This is a genomic window from Tabrizicola sp., from assembly GCF_041913445.1.
GTDB lineage: Bacteria > Pseudomonadota > Alphaproteobacteria > Rhodobacterales > Rhodobacteraceae > Tabrizicola.
Map to the genome: position 1 here is coordinate 14,168 of NZ_JAYSFG010000015.1, position 16,732 is coordinate 30,899.

Here is a 16,732-nt window from a genome sequence, read left to right on the forward strand (position 1 = left end):
TACCTGTCTAGCTGGATAGCCCCATGTGGACCCTTCAGGACGCCAAGAACCGCTTTTCGGAAGTCGTTGACGCTGCCCTCGGCGGTCGCCCGCAAGAGGTCACGCGCCGGGGCAAGCCGGCGGTCGTCGTTGTGTCGGCCGCCGACTACGCTCGCCTCACCGCAGAGGCAGGGCAGAGCCGCGGTCGCTTCGTCGACCATCTGCTGGCCTTTCCGGGCGGCGACATCGACCGCGCCGGGGCTAAGCCCCGCGACGTAAGCCTGTGATCTACATCCTCGACACCAATGTCCTGTCGGCCTTGCGCCGCCCCGACCGCGCCCCGCATGTCGTGCGCTGGCTGGCCGACAAGCCGGACGACAGCCTGTTCCTTTCGGTCATCACGCTGGGCGAAATCGAACGCGGGATCGCCCAGCAGTCCCAACGCGACCCAACCTTTGCCCGCGACCTGCGGGCCTGGCTTGATCGGACCGTCCAGCTGTTCTCGGACCGCGTCCTGTCCTTCGATGCTCCCGCCGCCCAGATCTGGGGCCAACTTTCCGCCCGCATCGGCAACGCCGGGGCCGACCTGCAGATCGCCGCGACTGCGCTGTCCCTGGATGCCACCGTCGTCACCGGCGATCGGGCCTTCCTTGCCACCGGGGCAAAGGTCCTTTCCCCCTTCCCCGAGCCCCTGGCATGACCACCGCCTCCACCCCCGCCCTCCGCGCCCTGGCCGCCCTTGGGATCGAGGTCGCCCTCCACCCCTACCCCTACGACCCCAAGGCTGAGGCGACGGGGCTGCAGGCCGCACAGGCGCTGGGGATCGACCCGGCCGTGATGCTCAAGACCCTGATGGTCGAGGTCGACGGCAAACCCGCCTGTTGCGTCATCCCCTCGGACCGGCAGCTGTCGATGAAGCGCGTGGCCGCGGCCTTCGGGGGCAAGTCGGCGGCGATGATGCCGGTGCCCAAGGCGGAAAAGCTGACCGGCTACCATGTCGGCGGGATCTCTCCCTTCGGGCAGAAGCGCGCCGTCCCCACCGCGCTGGAAGCCACCGCCTGCACAGCCGAGCGGGTCTGGATCAACGCCGGCCAGCGCGGGCTCCTCCTCTCGCTGCCCCCGGCCGAGGCCCTGCGCGCCGTGGCCGCCCTGGCCCTGCCGCTGATCGCCTGACTTGTCCCCTGCGCATGACCGATTATCCTCTGCGCCATGCGCAGCCTGATTGCCCTTCTCGCAACCGCACTTCCCGCCTTGGCCGAGCCGCCGCGCCTGTCGCTGATCTTTGGCCAGGATGCGCTGGAAGCCCAGGCCGAAGACATCCTCGACACGCGCCGCGTGGACGATGACCGCGGCTCGACCCTCTCGATCCGGCTCTCGCCTGCCCTTGATGCGGCCATGCTGGCGCTGACCACGGCCCATGTCGGCGAAACCGGTCGCCTGATGATCTGCGCCGAGGTCGTGATCGAACCGGTTCTGTTCGCCCCGATCGACCGGGCCATCTTCCAGATTTCCGACGCCGACCCTGCCCGCATCGATCATTTGCAGGCGCTGCTGGCAAGCCCCAGCTGTCCCGGGCCCCCGGGCGGCTAACGCCCCTTTGTCCAGGCGCGATAGGGCCGCTCCACCCAGATCGTCCCCGCCACCGACACCACAATCGACAACACCCCCAGACCCATGAGCGCGGTCAGTGAGCCATAGGGTTCGACCCCCACCATCCGCAGCAGGGTTCCCGCGATGGAAAACACCAGAAGGTGCACCAGGTACAGAAGATAGGACGCCTCGCCCCAGACCAGGGTCCAGTTCGGCATTCGCCAGTCCCCCGCCGCCAGCCCGTAGACCAGCAGCGCCGAGGGCAGCCCCGCCACCCAGATCCGGCCATAGTGGAAGGTCACCACCTCGGTCACCACGGCCGCCAGCCCCACCACCCCCAGGACCACCGCAGGAACCGCCCCCCGCCGCCAGCCCCGACCGATGGCCAGGGCGATAAGGGCGCCGAACAGGAACTCGATCGCGCCAGAGTACAGGATCAGCCCCAGCACCGGCGGCAGCCCCAGCTGCAGGTAATTCAGCGCCACAGTGATCGCCGACCAGACCGCCAGCGCTGCGATCGCCCCGCGCGTGCCCCAGCGGAAATAGGTCGCCGCGAAAATCAGGTAGAACATCCCCTCGACCGTCAGGGTCCAGGCCACAGCCATAACCTGATCGGGCAACGGCAACAGCAGGACCGACACTACCAGCGTCCAGGCCGAGGGCCAGCCGCCCCAGTCGCCCTGCATCAGCCCCAGCGCGAAAAGTGCCATCAGAGTCAGCGCAAGGACGGCCCAATAGGGCGGCACGATCCGCCAGAACCGCTGCCGCAGGAACCGCCCCGCGGTCATGCCGGGCCGCCCCTGCACCGCGTGAAAGATCACGAAACCCGACAGGACGAAGAACACGTCCACGCCGACCTCGCCGCCCTTGAACCAGGACAGAAGCCCCGCGTCATGCCCCTCGTTGACTGCGGCGGCTTGCAGGTGGAACAGCACGACCAGCGCAGCGGCCACCCCGCGCAACATCTGCAACCCACCGATCATGCCCGCATCCCTTGCCCACCGCCCGCGATGATGCCCGCCCGGCCAGCCGCTGGTCAACCAACCGATTGCGCTTTCCTTGCTGTCCCGGCTCGGCCACAAAGGGAGGAACCTCAGGAGCCACCATGCCCGCAGACCCCCGCGCCCCCCGTCTTGCCGTCCTGATCGACGCCGACAACATCCCCGCGCGCCATATCGAGGCAGTGCTGGACGAACTTGCCACCTACGGCGAGCCCTCGGTCCGTCGGGTCTATGGCGACTGGTCGTCGCAGGCGCTGGGCCAGTGGAAGGAAAAGGCCCGCAACCTGGGCCTGGTGATGCACCAGCAATCGGCGAACACCAAGGGCAAGAACGCCAGCGACATCGGCCTGGTCATCGACGCGATGGACATCCTGCACGCGGGCAAGGTCGACGGCTTCGTGCTGGTGTCCTCGGACAGCGACTTCACCCGGCTTGCCTCCCGCATACGCGAGGACGGGCTGCAGGTGATCGGCGTGGGCGAAAAGAAGACCCCGGAATCGTTGCGCAACGTCTGCAACCGCTTCCTTTTCCTGGAAAACATCGCCTCGGCCCCCGAAGTCGCCCCGGAAGCCGCCAGTGGCGCCCCGACCCCGGCAAAGCCCGCCCCCGCCAAGGCCGAGAAGGACCCGCCGTCCAAGGCGATCCCCCTGGTCCTGGCCGCGATGAAGAAGATCGGGATCGAGGAGGACAGCTATTCCCTGGGCCAGCTTGGCCAGGTGCTGACCCAGCTTTACCCCGACTTCGACAGCCGCAGCTATGGCAGCGCGCGCCTGTCCGACCTGTTGAAGCGCACCGGCCGCTTCGACGTGCAGAAGGGCGACGGCAGCCAGTTGATGGTGCGCGACAAGGCGTGACGCGTCAGAACAGCGTCTGGACCCATCTGACGAAGGCCTCGGTCTCGGCGCGGCGGGGACCGGCTGGCATCGTGACGTAGTAGTTCACCTCCGGAAAGCCGGACAGCGGAACCTCACGCAGCTGGCCACTGGCAAGCTCGTTGCGGATCACAACCTCGGTCGCGAGGATCAGGCCCAGGCCGGTCAAGCCGGCAGAGATCTCTAGGTGCGGGCTGCCGATCTGCACGCGCTGCGCCGCGGGCACCTCGATCCCGACCTGGCGCAGGATGTCGGCGTGGTCGTCATCCGGCACGATCCAGGGAAGCCGTCGGATATCCGTGCCGCCCTCGCCCAGGAGCGACGGCGCCCCCGCCACGACCCAGCGCGACTGGGCAAGCGGCTCGGTCACCGCCCCCGGCTGGGTTCCCCGCCAGGCACGCAGCGCAAGGTCGTAGCCCTCCGCCACCACGTCGACGAGGGCCAGGCCGGGGGTCATCGACACCTCGACCCCCGGATGCATCGCCCAGAATTCGCTCAGCCGCGGCAGGATCAGCGCCTGAGCCAGGAAGACCGTCGTCGCCACCCGCAGGGGCTTGCGCGCCTCGCTGCGCCGCAGCTCCTCGATCCCGCCTGCAATGGTGCCAAACCCCTGGTTCAGCGAGGCCGCCAGCCGCTCGCCCGCCTCGGTCAACCGGACCGTCCGCCCCTCGCGCCGCACCAGGACGACGCCCAACTCCGCCTCCAGCCCGCGCACCGCCTGTGTCACGGCGGCATGGGTCACGTTCAGCGCCCGCCCAGCGCCCGTGAAGCCACCATGCCGGGCGGTGGCGTCGAAGGCCCGCAGAAGCGAGAGAGAGGGAAGATCACGCCAGCGCGACATGTAATCTGAACTTACGTCTCAAGGATTTTCCTGATTCGGATTGTCCCATGATTCATGGCAGGTTTGTAGGGTAATCCTCTGATGGGACGTAAGCCATGCACGGCGTCAACCTCGACCTCCTCCGCGCCGCCTCCCGCCCGGCGGACCCGCATGCCCACCACCTTGCGGACCATCTTGCCGACCGGCGCGCCGCCCGCCGCCAGCGCTGGCTGGACCGTCTCGCCCGCCTCCGCGCCCTCCTTCATCGTCCCGCCCCGGTGGCCCGGCCCGAACACGCCCCCTGATTTGCCCATGGCGCAAATACTCCGGGGTCCGGGGCGGCGCCTCGGGGCCGGTCCCCGGGCGCAACGCCCGCGACGAGAAGGCGAAGCCGCAACGAGGAGCCTTCACTCCACCTCGACCGTGACCCAGGTCTCGAAGCAGACCCCGTTCGCCAGCGCCATCACCCCGATGGTTGCCCGGCCACCCAGGCCCTGTTCTCGCCCGAAGACCTCGACGAAAAGGTCCGACAGGCCCGAGGACACCTTGTGGACCTCCTCGAACTCCGGTGTGCAGACGACGAAGTTCAGGCTGCGCACGATCCCCTTCACGCGGTCCAGCGACCCCACCGCCTGCCGGATCCCGCCCAGCACGTTCAGCCCGGTCCGACGTGCGGCCTGGTAGCCCTCTTCCACCGTCACGTCCTTGCCAAGCCGCCCCTTGTGCGTGACCTGCGCGCCCACCTGCGCGACATGCCCGGACAGGAACAGCAGGCTCCCCACCCGGTGGTAGGGCTTCATCGTCCCGTAATCCGCGCCGTAATAGCCGTCGCGGTCGAAGTCGGGGATGTCGAGGCCCATCTGGATGGCCAGCGTTTCGGGTGATGTCATGGCGGTCTCCTTCGCCGCCAACCTGCCGCGCCGGATGATTCGCCGCCATGGCTAATCGCTTCTGCCCCATGCGCGCGTATGGCCGCTTCCCATACGCATTCCAGGCAGAAACCACTGCCCGGAAACCGGCGCAACCCGGCCAATTAATCCAGCGTCCGCAGAGACTTGCCCGATCCCGTGCATGTCTGAACCGATCGTCTCTCGAAATCCGCGTTCATTTCCGCCGGGCCAATCCCTACCTTGGCACCAAAGGAGCTTCCCATGACCCCCATCTCCCTTGGCCTTGACACCTTCGGCGACGTCTCCCTTGGCCCGGACGGCAAGCCGCAACCGATGGATGTCGTGCTGCGCGAAGTGCTGGACCAGGCCACGTTGGCCGACGAAATCGGCATCGATTTCATCGGCTTGGGCGAACACCACCGCCCGGACTTCGCGATCTCGGCGCCCGAGATCGTGCTGGCCGCCATCGCGGGTCGCACCCAGCGCATCAAGCTGGGCACCGCGGTCACCGTCCTGTCGACCGACGACCCGGTTCGCGTCTTCCAGCGCTTCACGACGCTGAACGCGCTGTCCAACGGCCGCGCCGAGCCGATCCTCGGCCGGGGATCGTTTACCGAAAGCTATCCGCTGTTCGGGCAGGATCTGCACGACTATGACCAGCTTTTCGAAGAACGCCTGGACCTCTTCGCCAAACTCCTGCGCGAGCCCCGCGTGACCTGGTCCGGCCAGACCCGCAGCGCCTTGCACGATCAGCCGGTCTTCCCGCAGCTCGGACAGCCGATGACCGTCTGGGTGGGCGTGGGGGGCAGCCCGGAAAGCGTCGTCCGCGTGGTCCGGCAGGACCTCCAGCTGATGCTGGCGATCATCGGTGGCGATGCGGGCCGCTTCGCGCCTTACATCGACCTCTACCACCGCGCCTGCGCGCAACTGGGCAAGCCGGTGCGTCCCGTCGGCGTCCACTCGCCGGGGTTCGTCGCCGAGACGGACGAAAAGGCGCAGGAAATCCTCTGGCCCCACTACGCCGACATGTTCGGCCGCATCGGGCGCGAGAGGGGCTGGCCCCCCGTCACCAAGGACCGCTACCTGAACGAAGTCCACCACGGCGCGCTGTATGTCGGCAGCCCCGAGACGGTGGCGCGGAAGATCGCGCGGACGGTGAAGACCTTGGGCATCCAGCGGTTCGACATGAAATACTCGACGGGGCCGGTGCCGCACGGCGACCTGATGGACTGCATCCGGCTTTATGGTCAGAAGGTCATTCCGATGGTGCAGGACATGCTGGCCGACAAGGCCGCGTAGCCTGCGCTAGGGCGCGCCGCCGCCAAGATGTTGTGTGCCGCGCTTTGCGGCCAGCAACATCTGGCGGTGACGCTCCCTAAATCTCTCCCGGTCGGCGGCGGAATACTCGTCCACGCAGGCCGGGCAGCACACCCCTTCCTCGTAGACCGCGGCCGCCTGGTCCGTCTCGGTCACCGGCCTCCGGCAGGCGCCGCAGACCTTCAGGCCCCCGGGCTTGAGCCCATGCCCCACCGACACCCGGTCGTCGAAGACGAAGCACTGGCCCTGCCAAAGGCTCTCCGCCTCGGGCACGTCCTCCAGGTATTTCAGGATCCCGCCCTTCAGGTGAAAGACCTGATTGACCCCTTGGCCCAGAAGGTAATTCGTCGACTTCTCGCAACGGATGCCACCGGTGCAGAACATGGCGATCCGCTTGCCCGCGAAGCGGTCGCGGTTCTCCTGCCACCAATCCGGAAACTCGCCAAAAGCCTTGGTCCCCGGGTCCACCGCACCGCGGAACGTCCCGATGGCGACTTCGTAGTCGTTGCGGGTGTCGATCACCACGGTATCCGGGTCCGAGATCAGCGCGTTCCAGTCCCGCGCCGAGACATAGTTTCCAACCCGCGCTAGAGGATCCACGTCGGGCTTACCCATCGTGACGATCTCGCGCTTCAGCTTCACCTTCATCCGCCCGAACGGCATGGACTCCGCAAAGCTTTCCTTCCACTCCAGCGCCTCGCACCCCGGCAGCGCCCGGATCGCCGCCAGCACCGCGTCGATCCCTTCCCGCGTCCCCGCGATGGTGCCGTTGATCCCCTCGGGCGCGAGCAGCAGCGACCCCTTCACCCCATGCCCCAGGCAGACCTCCAGCAACCCCGGCTTCAAGGCAGCAGGGTCCGGAAAGCGGGTGAAATGGTAAAGCGCGGCGACGGTCAGCATGGCCCCCCTTTGCGCCCATCCCCCCGGAATTTCAAGCGCTTCGCTTGACGCACCCCCGACCCGCCCTTACGCAAGGAAGGACACCACCCGGAGGCCGCCATGAGACCCGCAACCGACGCGCTGATCGTGATCGACGTGCAGAACGACTTCTGCCCCGGTGGAGCCCTCGCCGTGGCAGGGGGCGATGAAATCATCAGCCGGATCAACGGGTTGATGGGCGATTTCGCCACCGTAGTGCTGACGCAGGACTGGCACCCGGCCAACCACGCCTCCTTCGCCGCGAACCACCCCGGGGCCGCGCCGTTCAGCCTGACCCAGATGCCCTACGGACCGCAGGTCCTGTGGCCCACGCATTGCGTGCAGGGCACGAAAGGGGCCGAGTTCCACCTGGACTTGCGCACCGACCCGGCGCAACTGGTTGTCCGCAAAGGCTTTCGGCCTGAGATCGACAGCTACTCGGCCTTCTTTGAAAACGACCGGACCACGGCCACCGGGCTGGAAGGCTACCTAAAAAACCGTGGCGTCACCTCGGTCACTCTGGTCGGCCTCGCCACCGACTACTGCGTCGCCTATTCGGCGCTGGACGCGGCGCGGCTTGGGTTCAAGGCCACGGTGCTGGAAGGGGCCTGCCGGGCCATCGACCTGAACGGTTCCCTCGCCGACGCCCGGACCCAGATGCGCGCGGCTGGCGTCGCGCTGGAGGATTGAGATGGTGGATATCGCGACCCGGGTCTGGAACCACAAGTGGAAGATCGACCCGATCGTGCGGTCGCTGATCGACACGGACTTCTACAAGCTTCTGATGTGCCAGTCGATTTTCCGCAACAAGCCGGATACGACCGTGGTCTTCTCGCTGATCAACCGGTCAACCAAGGTGCGCCTCGCCGAGCTTATCGATGAGGGCGAGCTGCGCGAACAGCTGGACCATGTGCGCTCGCTGTCCCTGACGCGCGGCGAAAGCACCTGGCTGCGTGGGAACACCTTCTACGGCAAGCGGCAGATGTTCCGGCCGGATTTCATGGAGTGGTTCGAGGGCCTCCGCCTGCCCTCTTACCACCTGGAAAAGCGAGACGGCCAGTTCGAGCTGACGTTCGAGGGGCGCTGGCCCGAGGTCATGCTGTGGGAGATCCCGGCACTTTCCGTCCTGATGGAGCTGCGCTCGCGTGCGGTGCTGCACGACATGGGGCGGTTCGAGCTGCAGGTCCTTTACGCCCGCGCCATGACCCGGCTTTGGGAGAAGATCGAGCGGCTTAGGGGGATCGACGGACTGAAGATCGCCGATTTCGGCACCCGGCGGCGGCACGGGTTCCTGTGGCAGGACTGGTGCGTCCAGGCGATGCAGGAGGGTCTGGGGTCGAAGTTCATCGGCACCTCGAACTGCCTGATCGCGAAAAGCCGCGACGTCGAGGCGATCGGGACCAACGCGCACGAACTGCCGATGGTTTACAGTGCCTTGGCCGATACGGACGAAGCGCTTCTGCAGGCGCCCTACAGGGTGCTGGAGGACTGGCAGGAAGAGCATGAAGGCAACTTGCGGATCATCCTGCCCGACACTTACGGAACGGAAAACTTCCTGAAGAACGCGCCGGACTGGCTGGCGGGCTGGACGGGGATCCGCATCGACTCGGGCGACCCGGCAAAAGGGGCCGAGACGGCGATTGCCTGGTGGAAAAGCCGGGGCGAGGACCCGACGAAGAAGCTGGTGATCTTCTCGGACGGGTTAGACGTCGAGAAGATCGAAGAGCTTTATGCCCAGTTCAACGGACGGGTGAAGGTGTCTTTTGGCTGGGGCACCATGCTGACGAACGACTTCCGCGGGTTGGTGGACGGCGATGCCCTGGCGCCGTTCAGCCTTGTCTGCAAGGCGCTGTCCGCCAACGGGCGGCCGACCGTCAAGCTGTCGGACAACCCGGCCAAGGCGATGGGCCCGAAGGACGAGATCGAGCGCTACAAGCGCGTCTTCGGCGTGGGCCAGCAAGAGGCGCAGGAGGTCCTCGTCTGACCCCGGCGCGTCACATGAACTGCGCGCCGATCCAGTAGAAGATCGCGCCCATCAGGGCCGAGGCGGGAATGGTGATGATCCAGGCCCAGACGATTCGCCCCGCGATGCCCCAGCGCACCGCATGGACCCGACGGGCCGAACCCACGCCCACGATGGACGACGTGATCGTATGGGTCGTGGACACCGGGATGCCGAGGTAGGTCGCGCCGAACAGTGTCATCGCGCCTGCCGTCTCGGCCGCGGCGCCCTGCATGGGGGTAAGGCGGGTGATCTTCGATCCCATCGTGTGCACGATCCGCCAGCCGCCCAGCATCGTGCCGATGCCCATGACGGTGAAGCAGGACAGGACCACCCAGGCGGGGACGGTGAACTCGGAATATACCCCGTTGGCGTAAAGGAGGACCGCGATGATCCCGGCGGTCTTCTGCGCGTCGTTCGAGCCGTGCCCGATGGAGTAAAGCGCCGAGGTCAGAAGCTGCATCTTGCGGAAGAAGCCGTCGGTCCGTGCCGGGTTGGCGCGGACGAAAAGCCAGCTGATCAGGACGATCAGAAGGATGCCAAGAACGAACCCCGTGACCGGCGACAGGACGATGGCGACAAGCGTCTTCGACAACCCGCCCCAGACGATGGCCGGGAAGCCCGCCTTGGCGACGCCCGCCCCGATGATCCCTCCCACCAGCGCGTGGGACGAGGACGAGGGGATCCCAAGCCGCCAGGTGATCACGTTCCAGACGATTGCCCCCATGAGCGCGCCGAAGATCACGGCGTTGGTAACCATTTCCGGGTCGATCAGCCCCTTGCCGACCGTCGAGGCGACCTTGGCCTCGAACCCGAAGTAGTGGCCGATGAAGTAGGCTGAGAAGTTCCAGAACGCCGCCCAGCCGACGGCCAGGAACGGCGACAGGACACGGGTCGAGACGATGGTGGCGATGGAGTTCGCCGCGTCGTGCATCCCGTTCAGCAGGTCGAAGAACAGGGCGACGGCGATCAGGAAGACCAGAAGGAAGGTGACCGAACCCGCGTCCATCAGACGTGCTCGATCACGATGTCGCTCATGACATGGGCGACGTCCTCGAACCGGTCGCAGACCTTTTCCAGTCGGTCATAAAGCTCGGCCCCGATGACGAAATCCAGCGCCTGATCCTTGGGAGTGGACTTGAAGAGGTCCTTCAACCCCGTGTCGTACATCTGGTCGGACTGTTCCTCGATCCGGCTGATCTCGCCCACCATCTGGTGGAGACGGCCCGAGTTGGTGCCGATGTTGCGCATCAGTGGCAGGGCGTCGGCCACGATGTTCGCCAGAAGGATGATCCGGTCGCCCATGGCGCGCATGTTCGGCTGGAAGGTGGCCACGTCATACAGCATCACCGACTTGCCGGTCTTGTTCATCTGGTCGATGGCGTCGTCGATCGCGGAGGACAGTGCCTTGATGTCGGACCGGTCGAAGGGCGTGATGAAGCTGCGGCGGATCGACTGCATCACCTCGTAGCTGATCTGGTCCGCCTCCTCCTCTTGCGTCGAAAGCCGGGCGCATTTGTCGGCAGTGTCGGCGCCTCCATCCAGGATCGCGCGCAGGGTCTGGGCGGCTTCCTGGGCCTTCCGGGCCTGGGCCTCGAACAGGTCGAAGAAGTTGTCCGACCGCGGCATGATGGATTTGACGAGCTTGAACATGGTGTCCCCCGGATGTCGGGAGTGGCTGCCCGACCTGCGTTCAGGGGCACCGACTATCCGGTCACAAAACCGTTGTCTATCTGTTACGTTCCCGTTACGCGCCGTTCAGGACGCGCCGGGCGCAGAAAACCGCGCGGGCCAGGTGGCTGCGATGGATCGGGTCGTCGGGCGCGAGTCGCGGCATGGTCCAGCCGACCGAGGCCAGAGTGCGGGCCAGGGTGAACGCCTCGACCAGCGCCACATCTTTCGTGCCGTAGCCGGCCATCAGGGCGTCGCGGAGGTCTTCGTGTTCCGGGTGCTGCACGGTCTGCACCAGGGCGGTGCCCAGGTCGTAAAGCCGAAAGCCGAAGCCCGAATCGTCAAAGTCGATCAGCGAAACCGAACGGCCGTTCACCAGGATGTTCTCGCGCAGGACGTCGGCATGGATCAGGCCGATGTCCCCCGCCAACCGCTCGCGCAGGGCGTCCCGGGCGCGGATCAGGAGGACGCGCTGGTCGGGGGTGGCGACGGGATGCTCCCAGAACCGACCCCAGAGCGGTTGATCGCCCACCAGCCCTTCCCGGTCCCAGCGGGGTCTGTCGAAGTCCGGCGGAAGGACAAGGCGGTCCGTGGCCTGGTGGACCCGCGCCAGCAATGCGCCAAGCGCGTGGTACAGCTCCAGCACCTGCGGCTTCGGGCGGGGGTTCGGCGCGGCGGCCTCGCCCAGCGCCTCCCCCTCCATCCAGGCGATGGCCGAGGCGTGCCGGCCGTCCGAAAGGCCCACCAGCAGCGCGTCATCGCGGGCGGGCAGAGCGGCGGGGACGGGCAGGCCGGCGCGGGCGAGTTCGGCGCACCACCAGAGCTCGGACCGGATCGCGGCGGGGGCCTGATAGCCCGCGCGGTGCAGGCGGAGGGCGGCGCGGCCTTGGGGGGTGACCATCTCGAAGACGTGGTTCTCGCGGTCGCGGATCAGGCGGAGGATCCGGCCATCCCAGTGACGCGCGGCCTCTTCGGCGGGAGTCATTCCTCGTCCCCGACCTTGCCGCGCAGGGCCTTGACCTCGCCCCGGGCGGTCTTGGCGGCAATACGCCGCCGTTGGCTGCCGAGCGTGGGCTTGGTTGCGATGCGCCGCTTTGGCGCAACAAGGGCGGCGCGGATCATCTCGACCAGCCTTTCCCGCGCGATGTCGCGGTTTCGGGCCTGGCTGCGGGTCTCGTCCACCTGCAGGACGATCGCGCCCTCCGTCGTCCAGCGCCGACCGGCAAGTTTCTTGAGCCGCGCCTTCACGCCGGGGGGCAGGTGCGGCGACCGCTCGGCCTCGAAGCGCAGTTCGACGGCGGTCGAGACCTTGTTGACGTTCTGCCCGCCGGGACCCGAGGCCCGCATGAAGCTTTCGGACAATTCCCATTCGGCGATGGACAGGGTTTCGGTGACGTAAAGCATTCCGGGACGGTATTCGGTTGGGCGAAATAGAGAAAGGGTTGCCCTGCTCAGGCAACCCTTTCCGAGATCCAAGGAGATGGGCCAGTTAGGGCATCCAAATCCAATCGGTGGTCTATTTTCCAGGGGCTGCCCTTAGAAAATACCCCTCCCGACTGTCCCGACACCTCTCTCCAATATCACTCTAGACACTGGGTCACCTCCTTTCAAATGGTTGCCGATAAGGGGAGCGTGACACAGATTTTGTGTTTGTCAAAACAAATCACGCTACCCTTGCCGTGAGCCTAGCGATTGCCACTCTGAAAGGCACCAGTGCAGCCAAAGCCATCAGAAGTTTGACCAACCAGTCCCCGACGGCCAGCGAAACCCAGAAAGGCGCTTGGAACCCAAGGCCCAGAAGCGGAATCGGCGCGGTCGCCCATGACACGTCGTTACCAGGTTCCAGTACGGTCAGCGCCGCCGAGAAGGCGACCGTGAAGAAGATCGCCGTGTCGACAGTCGAGGAGATGAGGGTCGACACCAGCGGAGCCTTCCACCAGCTGCCCTCACGCAGGCGGTTGAAGACCGAGATGTCAAGAAGCTGGGCGCAAAGGAAGGCAAGGCCCGATCCGATGGCAATGCGCAGGGTCACCAGCGGCCCGAACTCGCCCATGATCTGCGTGCCGATGAAGGAACAGAGAATACCGGTCACGAAGCCCGCCAGCACGACGCGGCGCGCTGCAGCCGGTCCGGCCAGCCGGTTGGTCACGTCCGTCACCAGGAAGGCAAAGGGGTATGTCAGCGCCCCCCAGGTCAGGAAGGTGCCCAGGGGATACTGGACGAGGATGTTCGAGGCGACGACGATGGTCGCCATGCCGATCACGGCAGGAAGAAGGATGCGCATAGGACTTTCCGTTTTTACAAGGTCGCGGAGACTTGGCCCCCACCATGAGGGCGGGGGGCGGACTATATCCGGCGCTGCCCCCTGTCAATCCGAGGCAAGCACGCCTTTGCACTGCCGCGGCAGGTCGGCCAGCGTAAATTCGCGCGGGTGCTTCTTCCGCGGCGTATCCTCGTCGCGCGGCTTCTTGCCGTCGGATTTCGGCGGGTCGAGGTAGTCGGTCACCCACCACATCAGCGTCTCGTCGCAGCCGTCCCCGCCCTTGGAAAGCTCGTCCACCGTGGGCGTCTGCGTCTCGCAGAGCCGCGCACCCTTCGGACATTTCAGACGCACATGGAAATGCGTGTCATGGCCCGCGACGGGGCGTATCTTCTGCAGCCACTTCTTGTCCGACCGTTTCGCGGTCCGGCACATCTCGATCTTGACGGCGGCGGCCACGAAGATCCGGTCGACGCGGGGGTCGGAGGCGGCGGCCTTCAGCAGCTCGCGGTGGGTGCGGGTCCAGTTCTCGGTGACGGACCGCTGGTCGGCCGAGCGGACGGGGATCGAGCTGATCTCCTCGCGCTCCGCCGGGCTCAGGTCCAGGCGGCGGGGGGGCAGCATCCAGATGTCGGCGTCCAGACCGATCTGGTGGCTCGCGTGGCCGCTGGTCATCGGCCCGCCGCGCGGCTGGCTGATGTCGCCGATGTAGAGGCCCCGGCCGAAGCCGATGTCCCGCGCGGTGGCCGAGAGGTCCATCAGGAACTGCACCATCTGCGGATGGCCGAAGTTGCGGTTGCGTGACAGCCGCATCGCCTGCCAGGTCGGCCCGGTTTCCGGCAGCTCCACCAAGCCGGCCGCACAGCCCTTGGCATAGCTGCCGATGGGCATCGAATCCTGACTGGACGGCGCATCCATCGCGCCGAACAGCCGGTTGGCCAGCTTTTCGGCCTGCACCGGGGCGGCCAGCAGAAGGGACAGAAGCAGGGCGCGGGTGAGGATCATGCGGGCATCTCGCCTTTCGGTTTGACGAAGACTAGCAGAAGCAGACCGATGAGGAACAACACAACCAAGGGAGCAATCCCGATCCGCTGCGATCCGCTTATGGTGGTGACGAGCGCGATCAGCGCGGGGGACATGAAGCTCGCCACCTTGCCGGACAGCGCGTAAAGCCCAAAGGCCTCGGTCGCGCGGTCCGGGGTGGTGTGGCGGGCCATCATCGTGCGGCTTGCGGCCTGCAGCGAGCCTCCCGCCGCGCCGATCAGCGCGCCGCAGATGAAGAAGATCTGGTCGGGCAGGCTGGACGCCGGGTCGAGCGGGATGCCCCAGACGCCCTCGCGCGTCATGCCGACGATGACGAGGCAGACAGCGATCAGCACAAGGATCGACGCCACGATCACGGGTTTGGGTCCAAGCGCCCGGTCGACCCGGCCGCCGATGAAGGCGGCGACCATTGCCGTCACCGCGCCCACGATGCCGAAGATGCCGATCTGGATGATCGACCAGCCCAGCACACCCGAGGCATAGACCCCGCCGAAGCCGTAAAGCGCGTTCAGCGCATCCCGGTAGAACAGTGCCGAGGCCAGGTAGGCCGACAGGCTGCGCCGATAGCGCAAGCTGCGGATCAGGTCCTTGAGGCTGCCGAAGGCCCGGCCCAGGTGCAGCGGGCGGCGGTCGGTGTGCGGTTCCCTCACCCACAGGAAGAAGGGGATCATGAAGACGATGAACCAGATCGCGGTGAACGGCCCCACGAAGCGCGTCCCTTCCCGCGCCTCAGGGTCAAGGCCGAAAAGCGGGGGCGTGCCCAGAAGCGTCAGCCCGGTGTCCGCGCCTTCCGCGAAGAACAGAAGCATGATGACCAGCGCCAGAAGGCCGCCCAGATAGCCGAAGGCGAAGCCGGTCCCCGAGATCGCGCCCAGATCGTCGGACTGCGTGAGGGACGGCATCAGCGCGTTGGTGAAGATCGTGGCGAACTCCATCCCGATGAAGCCGATCCCGAACAGGCAGACCGCCCAGAACAGCATCCCCTCGGTTCCACCAGGCGCCACCCACCACAGGCCGAAAGCGCCAAGGACATAGAAGGCCGAGAAGGTCCAGACCCAGACCAGACGCCGGCCTGTGCCGTCCGCAATCGCCCCAAGGATGGGGGCAAGGATGGCGACGGTGGCCGAGGCGATGGCAAGCCCCCAGCCCCAGTAGGCCTGCGCGGCGGCCTTTGCAGCCGCTTCGTCCAGGCCCGCGCCCATGTAGTAGCCGCGGGCGATCTCCGCGAAGTAGGGCCCGAAGATGAAGGTCAGAAGCAGCGTGTTGTACGGCTGGCTGGCCCAGTCGAAGAAGTACCAGCCCCAGATCCGCTTGCGGTCACCCATCCTGCCTGCCCCTTGTTTTTGGGGCCAAGTGAACCCGGAAACCGCCGGTTGTGCAAGGGAAGGCTCTTCGCGGCGCTGACGCTTGCCGATCGCCGGGTCAGCCGCGGGCGGGGGGCCAGGGGCGCGTCGCCTCCGCGGCGATCCAGGCGTTGACCCAGTCGGGCAACTTCGGGCTGACGGTAGAGACGCCCGCCGCCTTCGCCAGTTCCGCCGGCGGCACGATCCCCTGCTTGCCGACGATGGCGGACCGGATCAGCACCTGGGAGGCACATTCCTCGCCCTTCCACATCGACTGTTCGGTGTAGAGGAAACGGTCGTCCCAGCCCAGGCAGCGGCTGTAGGTGGTCAGCCGCGAAAAGACCGTGACCCGCCGCCGGTACCGCACGCTCGACCCCGCGACGGTCATCCCCCAGCGGTTCGCGATCAGGTGCCGGTGGATCCCGGTCCGCGATCCAAGCGGCAGGCGGCCAAGGTCGTAAAGCGTCAGCGTGCGGCCGTTGTTCAGCTCGACCCAAGGGTCCAGGTCCCAGGGCCAGCAGATGTGGTGGCTGACATGGGTGTCGAACAGGCCCAGCTCCGGCATCCGTCTGGCACGGGCCATCTCCTTGAACATGCGCAGGAAGGGGTACATCGGGCTCTCCGGCTTTCGCGCCGGAAGTGGCCCGACGCCTCGCCGGCGTCAAGCGGAACGCTGCGGAAGCCATTGCCCTTTCGGCGCCCGGTCGCTACCTCTGCCCAAATCCAGACGGAGTGCCCGATGACCTCGCTCTACCAGATCCTGATGCTGATCCTGAATGTGGCCCAGTTCATCGTCCTGGCCCATGTCATCATGAGCTGGCTGATCAACTTCCAGGTGCTGAACATCCGGCAGCCGCTCGTCTCGCAGATCTGGTACGGGCTGGAGCGGCTGCTCGAGCCGCTTTATGGCCCGATCCGCCGGATCCTGCCGCCGATGGGCCTGGACCTGGCGCCGCTGATCGTGCTGATCGCGATCTACGCCCTGCAGATCATCCTGCGGAACAACGTCGCGGCCTTCCTCTGAC

At 66.6% G+C, this 16,732-nt stretch carries 22 protein-coding genes; 10 read left to right on the forward strand and 12 right to left on the reverse strand.

The annotated features are described in order from the left end of the window. The first annotated feature begins 23 nt into the window (after positions 1 to 23). Genes ACE3Q6_RS15755 through ACE3Q6_RS15770 form a run of 4 tightly spaced genes read left to right on the forward strand, consistent with a single transcriptional unit; the run spans position 24 to position 1,569 of the window. Positions 24 to 266: a type II toxin-antitoxin system Phd/YefM family antitoxin gene (locus ACE3Q6_RS15755; protein WP_374434344.1), complete on the forward strand. Its 243-nt coding sequence runs from the start codon at positions 24 to 26 to the stop codon at positions 264 to 266. Continuing rightward, a complete protein-coding gene (locus ACE3Q6_RS15760) occupies positions 263 to 679 on the forward strand; it encodes a type II toxin-antitoxin system VapC family toxin (RefSeq protein WP_374434347.1) in 417 nt (138 codons plus the stop codon). The genes ACE3Q6_RS15755 and ACE3Q6_RS15760 overlap by 4 nt, the downstream gene beginning before the upstream one ends. Further along, entirely contained in the window at positions 676 to 1,152 is a 477-nt protein-coding gene (gene ybaK, locus ACE3Q6_RS15765) for a Cys-tRNA(Pro) deacylase (RefSeq protein WP_374434350.1), read from the forward strand. The genes ACE3Q6_RS15760 and ybaK overlap by 4 nt, the downstream gene beginning before the upstream one ends. Positions 1,153 to 1,188: 36 nt before the next feature. Beyond that, complete coding sequence (locus ACE3Q6_RS15770) at positions 1,189 to 1,569, forward strand: hypothetical protein (protein WP_374434352.1); 381 nt, start codon at positions 1,189 to 1,191, stop codon at positions 1,567 to 1,569. On the opposite strand, the gene ACE3Q6_RS15775 is transcribed toward ACE3Q6_RS15770, so the two are convergent. Further along, positions 1,566 to 2,552, reverse strand: a complete 987-nt coding sequence (locus tag ACE3Q6_RS15775; RefSeq protein ID WP_374434354.1) for an acyltransferase family protein — start codon at positions 2,550 to 2,552, stop codon at positions 1,566 to 1,568. The genes ACE3Q6_RS15770 and ACE3Q6_RS15775 overlap by 4 nt on opposite strands. A 122-nt stretch (positions 2,553 to 2,674) precedes the next feature. Here ACE3Q6_RS15775 and ACE3Q6_RS15780 point away from each other — a divergent pair, with 122 nt between their 5' ends. Then, the gene (locus ACE3Q6_RS15780) at positions 2,675 to 3,424 is read left to right on the forward strand and encodes an NYN domain-containing protein (RefSeq protein ID WP_374434356.1); all 750 of its coding nucleotides are present in this window, start codon (positions 2,675 to 2,677) and stop codon (positions 3,422 to 3,424) included. Positions 3,425 to 3,428: 4 nt separating this feature from the next. On the opposite strand, the gene ACE3Q6_RS15785 is transcribed toward ACE3Q6_RS15780, so the two are convergent. After that, entirely contained in the window at positions 3,429 to 4,283 is an 855-nt protein-coding gene (locus tag ACE3Q6_RS15785; RefSeq protein ID WP_374434358.1) for a LysR substrate-binding domain-containing protein, read from the reverse strand. Between the two features lie 95 nt (positions 4,284 to 4,378). On the opposite strand from ACE3Q6_RS15785, the gene ACE3Q6_RS15790 reads away from it, so the two are divergent. Continuing rightward, positions 4,379 to 4,567, forward strand: a complete 189-nt coding sequence (locus ACE3Q6_RS15790; protein WP_374434360.1) for a hypothetical protein — start codon at positions 4,379 to 4,381, stop codon at positions 4,565 to 4,567. Positions 4,568 to 4,669: 102 nt separating this feature from the next. Here the strand turns inward: ACE3Q6_RS15790 and ACE3Q6_RS15795 are convergent, their stop codons facing one another. Next, a complete protein-coding gene (locus tag ACE3Q6_RS15795; RefSeq protein WP_374434362.1) occupies positions 4,670 to 5,152 on the reverse strand; it encodes a RidA family protein in 483 nt (160 codons plus the stop codon). A gap of 261 nt (positions 5,153 to 5,413) precedes the next feature. On the opposite strand from ACE3Q6_RS15795, the gene ACE3Q6_RS15800 reads away from it, so the two are divergent. Further along, complete coding sequence (locus tag ACE3Q6_RS15800) at positions 5,414 to 6,451, forward strand: LLM class flavin-dependent oxidoreductase (RefSeq protein WP_374434364.1); 1,038 nt, start codon at positions 5,414 to 5,416, stop codon at positions 6,449 to 6,451. A 6-nt stretch (positions 6,452 to 6,457) separates the two neighbouring features. Here ACE3Q6_RS15800 and ACE3Q6_RS15805 read toward each other — a convergent pair whose 3' ends face one another. Further along, positions 6,458 to 7,369 (reverse strand): rhodanese-related sulfurtransferase, encoded by a 912-nt coding sequence (locus ACE3Q6_RS15805; RefSeq protein ID WP_374434367.1) that lies wholly within the window; start codon positions 7,367 to 7,369, stop codon positions 6,458 to 6,460. 99 nt (positions 7,370 to 7,468) lie between these two features. On the opposite strand from ACE3Q6_RS15805, the gene pncA reads away from it, so the two are divergent. Next, positions 7,469 to 8,077, forward strand: coding sequence for a bifunctional nicotinamidase/pyrazinamidase (gene pncA, locus ACE3Q6_RS15810; RefSeq protein ID WP_374434369.1), 609 nt, complete (start codon positions 7,469 to 7,471; stop codon positions 8,075 to 8,077). A gap of 1 nt (position 8,078) precedes the next feature. Next, positions 8,079 to 9,371, forward strand: coding sequence for a nicotinate phosphoribosyltransferase (gene pncB, locus ACE3Q6_RS15815; RefSeq protein ID WP_374434371.1), 1,293 nt, complete (start codon positions 8,079 to 8,081; stop codon positions 9,369 to 9,371). A 10-nt stretch (positions 9,372 to 9,381) separates the two neighbouring features. Here pncB and ACE3Q6_RS15820 read toward each other — a convergent pair whose 3' ends face one another. The 8 genes from ACE3Q6_RS15820 to ACE3Q6_RS15855 form a co-directional block, all read right to left on the reverse strand. Then, positions 9,382 to 10,398, reverse strand: a complete 1,017-nt coding sequence (locus tag ACE3Q6_RS15820) for an anion permease (protein ID WP_374434373.1) — start codon at positions 10,396 to 10,398, stop codon at positions 9,382 to 9,384. Then, positions 10,398 to 11,042 (reverse strand): DUF47 domain-containing protein, encoded by a 645-nt coding sequence (locus ACE3Q6_RS15825; RefSeq protein ID WP_374434376.1) that lies wholly within the window; start codon positions 11,040 to 11,042, stop codon positions 10,398 to 10,400. Before ACE3Q6_RS15825 ends, ACE3Q6_RS15820 begins: the two co-directional genes overlap by 1 nt. Positions 11,043 to 11,136: 94 nt before the next feature. Continuing rightward, positions 11,137 to 12,045: a phosphotransferase enzyme family protein gene (locus tag ACE3Q6_RS15830; RefSeq protein ID WP_374434378.1), complete on the reverse strand. Its 909-nt coding sequence runs from the start codon at positions 12,043 to 12,045 to the stop codon at positions 11,137 to 11,139. After that, positions 12,042 to 12,464 (reverse strand): alternative ribosome rescue aminoacyl-tRNA hydrolase ArfB, encoded by a 423-nt coding sequence (gene arfB, locus ACE3Q6_RS15835; protein WP_374434380.1) that lies wholly within the window; start codon positions 12,462 to 12,464, stop codon positions 12,042 to 12,044. The genes ACE3Q6_RS15830 and arfB overlap by 4 nt, the downstream gene beginning before the upstream one ends. A gap of 259 nt (positions 12,465 to 12,723) precedes the next feature. Then, positions 12,724 to 13,344, reverse strand: coding sequence for a queuosine precursor transporter (locus tag ACE3Q6_RS15840; protein ID WP_374434382.1), 621 nt, complete (start codon positions 13,342 to 13,344; stop codon positions 12,724 to 12,726). 84 nt (positions 13,345 to 13,428) lie between these two features. After that, entirely contained in the window at positions 13,429 to 14,325 is an 897-nt protein-coding gene (mepA, locus tag ACE3Q6_RS15845; RefSeq protein WP_374434384.1) for a penicillin-insensitive murein endopeptidase, read from the reverse strand. Continuing rightward, positions 14,322 to 15,689 (reverse strand): MFS transporter, encoded by a 1,368-nt coding sequence (locus ACE3Q6_RS15850; RefSeq protein WP_374434386.1) that lies wholly within the window; start codon positions 15,687 to 15,689, stop codon positions 14,322 to 14,324. Before ACE3Q6_RS15850 ends, mepA begins: the two co-directional genes overlap by 4 nt. A 97-nt stretch (positions 15,690 to 15,786) precedes the next feature. Then, complete coding sequence (locus tag ACE3Q6_RS15855) at positions 15,787 to 16,320, reverse strand: acyl-CoA thioesterase (protein ID WP_374434389.1); 534 nt, start codon at positions 16,318 to 16,320, stop codon at positions 15,787 to 15,789. A gap of 126 nt (positions 16,321 to 16,446) precedes the next feature. Between ACE3Q6_RS15855 and ACE3Q6_RS15860 the strand changes: the two genes are divergently transcribed. Beyond that, the gene (locus ACE3Q6_RS15860) at positions 16,447 to 16,731 is read left to right on the forward strand and encodes a YggT family protein (protein ID WP_374434391.1); all 285 of its coding nucleotides are present in this window, start codon (positions 16,447 to 16,449) and stop codon (positions 16,729 to 16,731) included. Position 16,732: the final 1 nt, after the last annotated feature.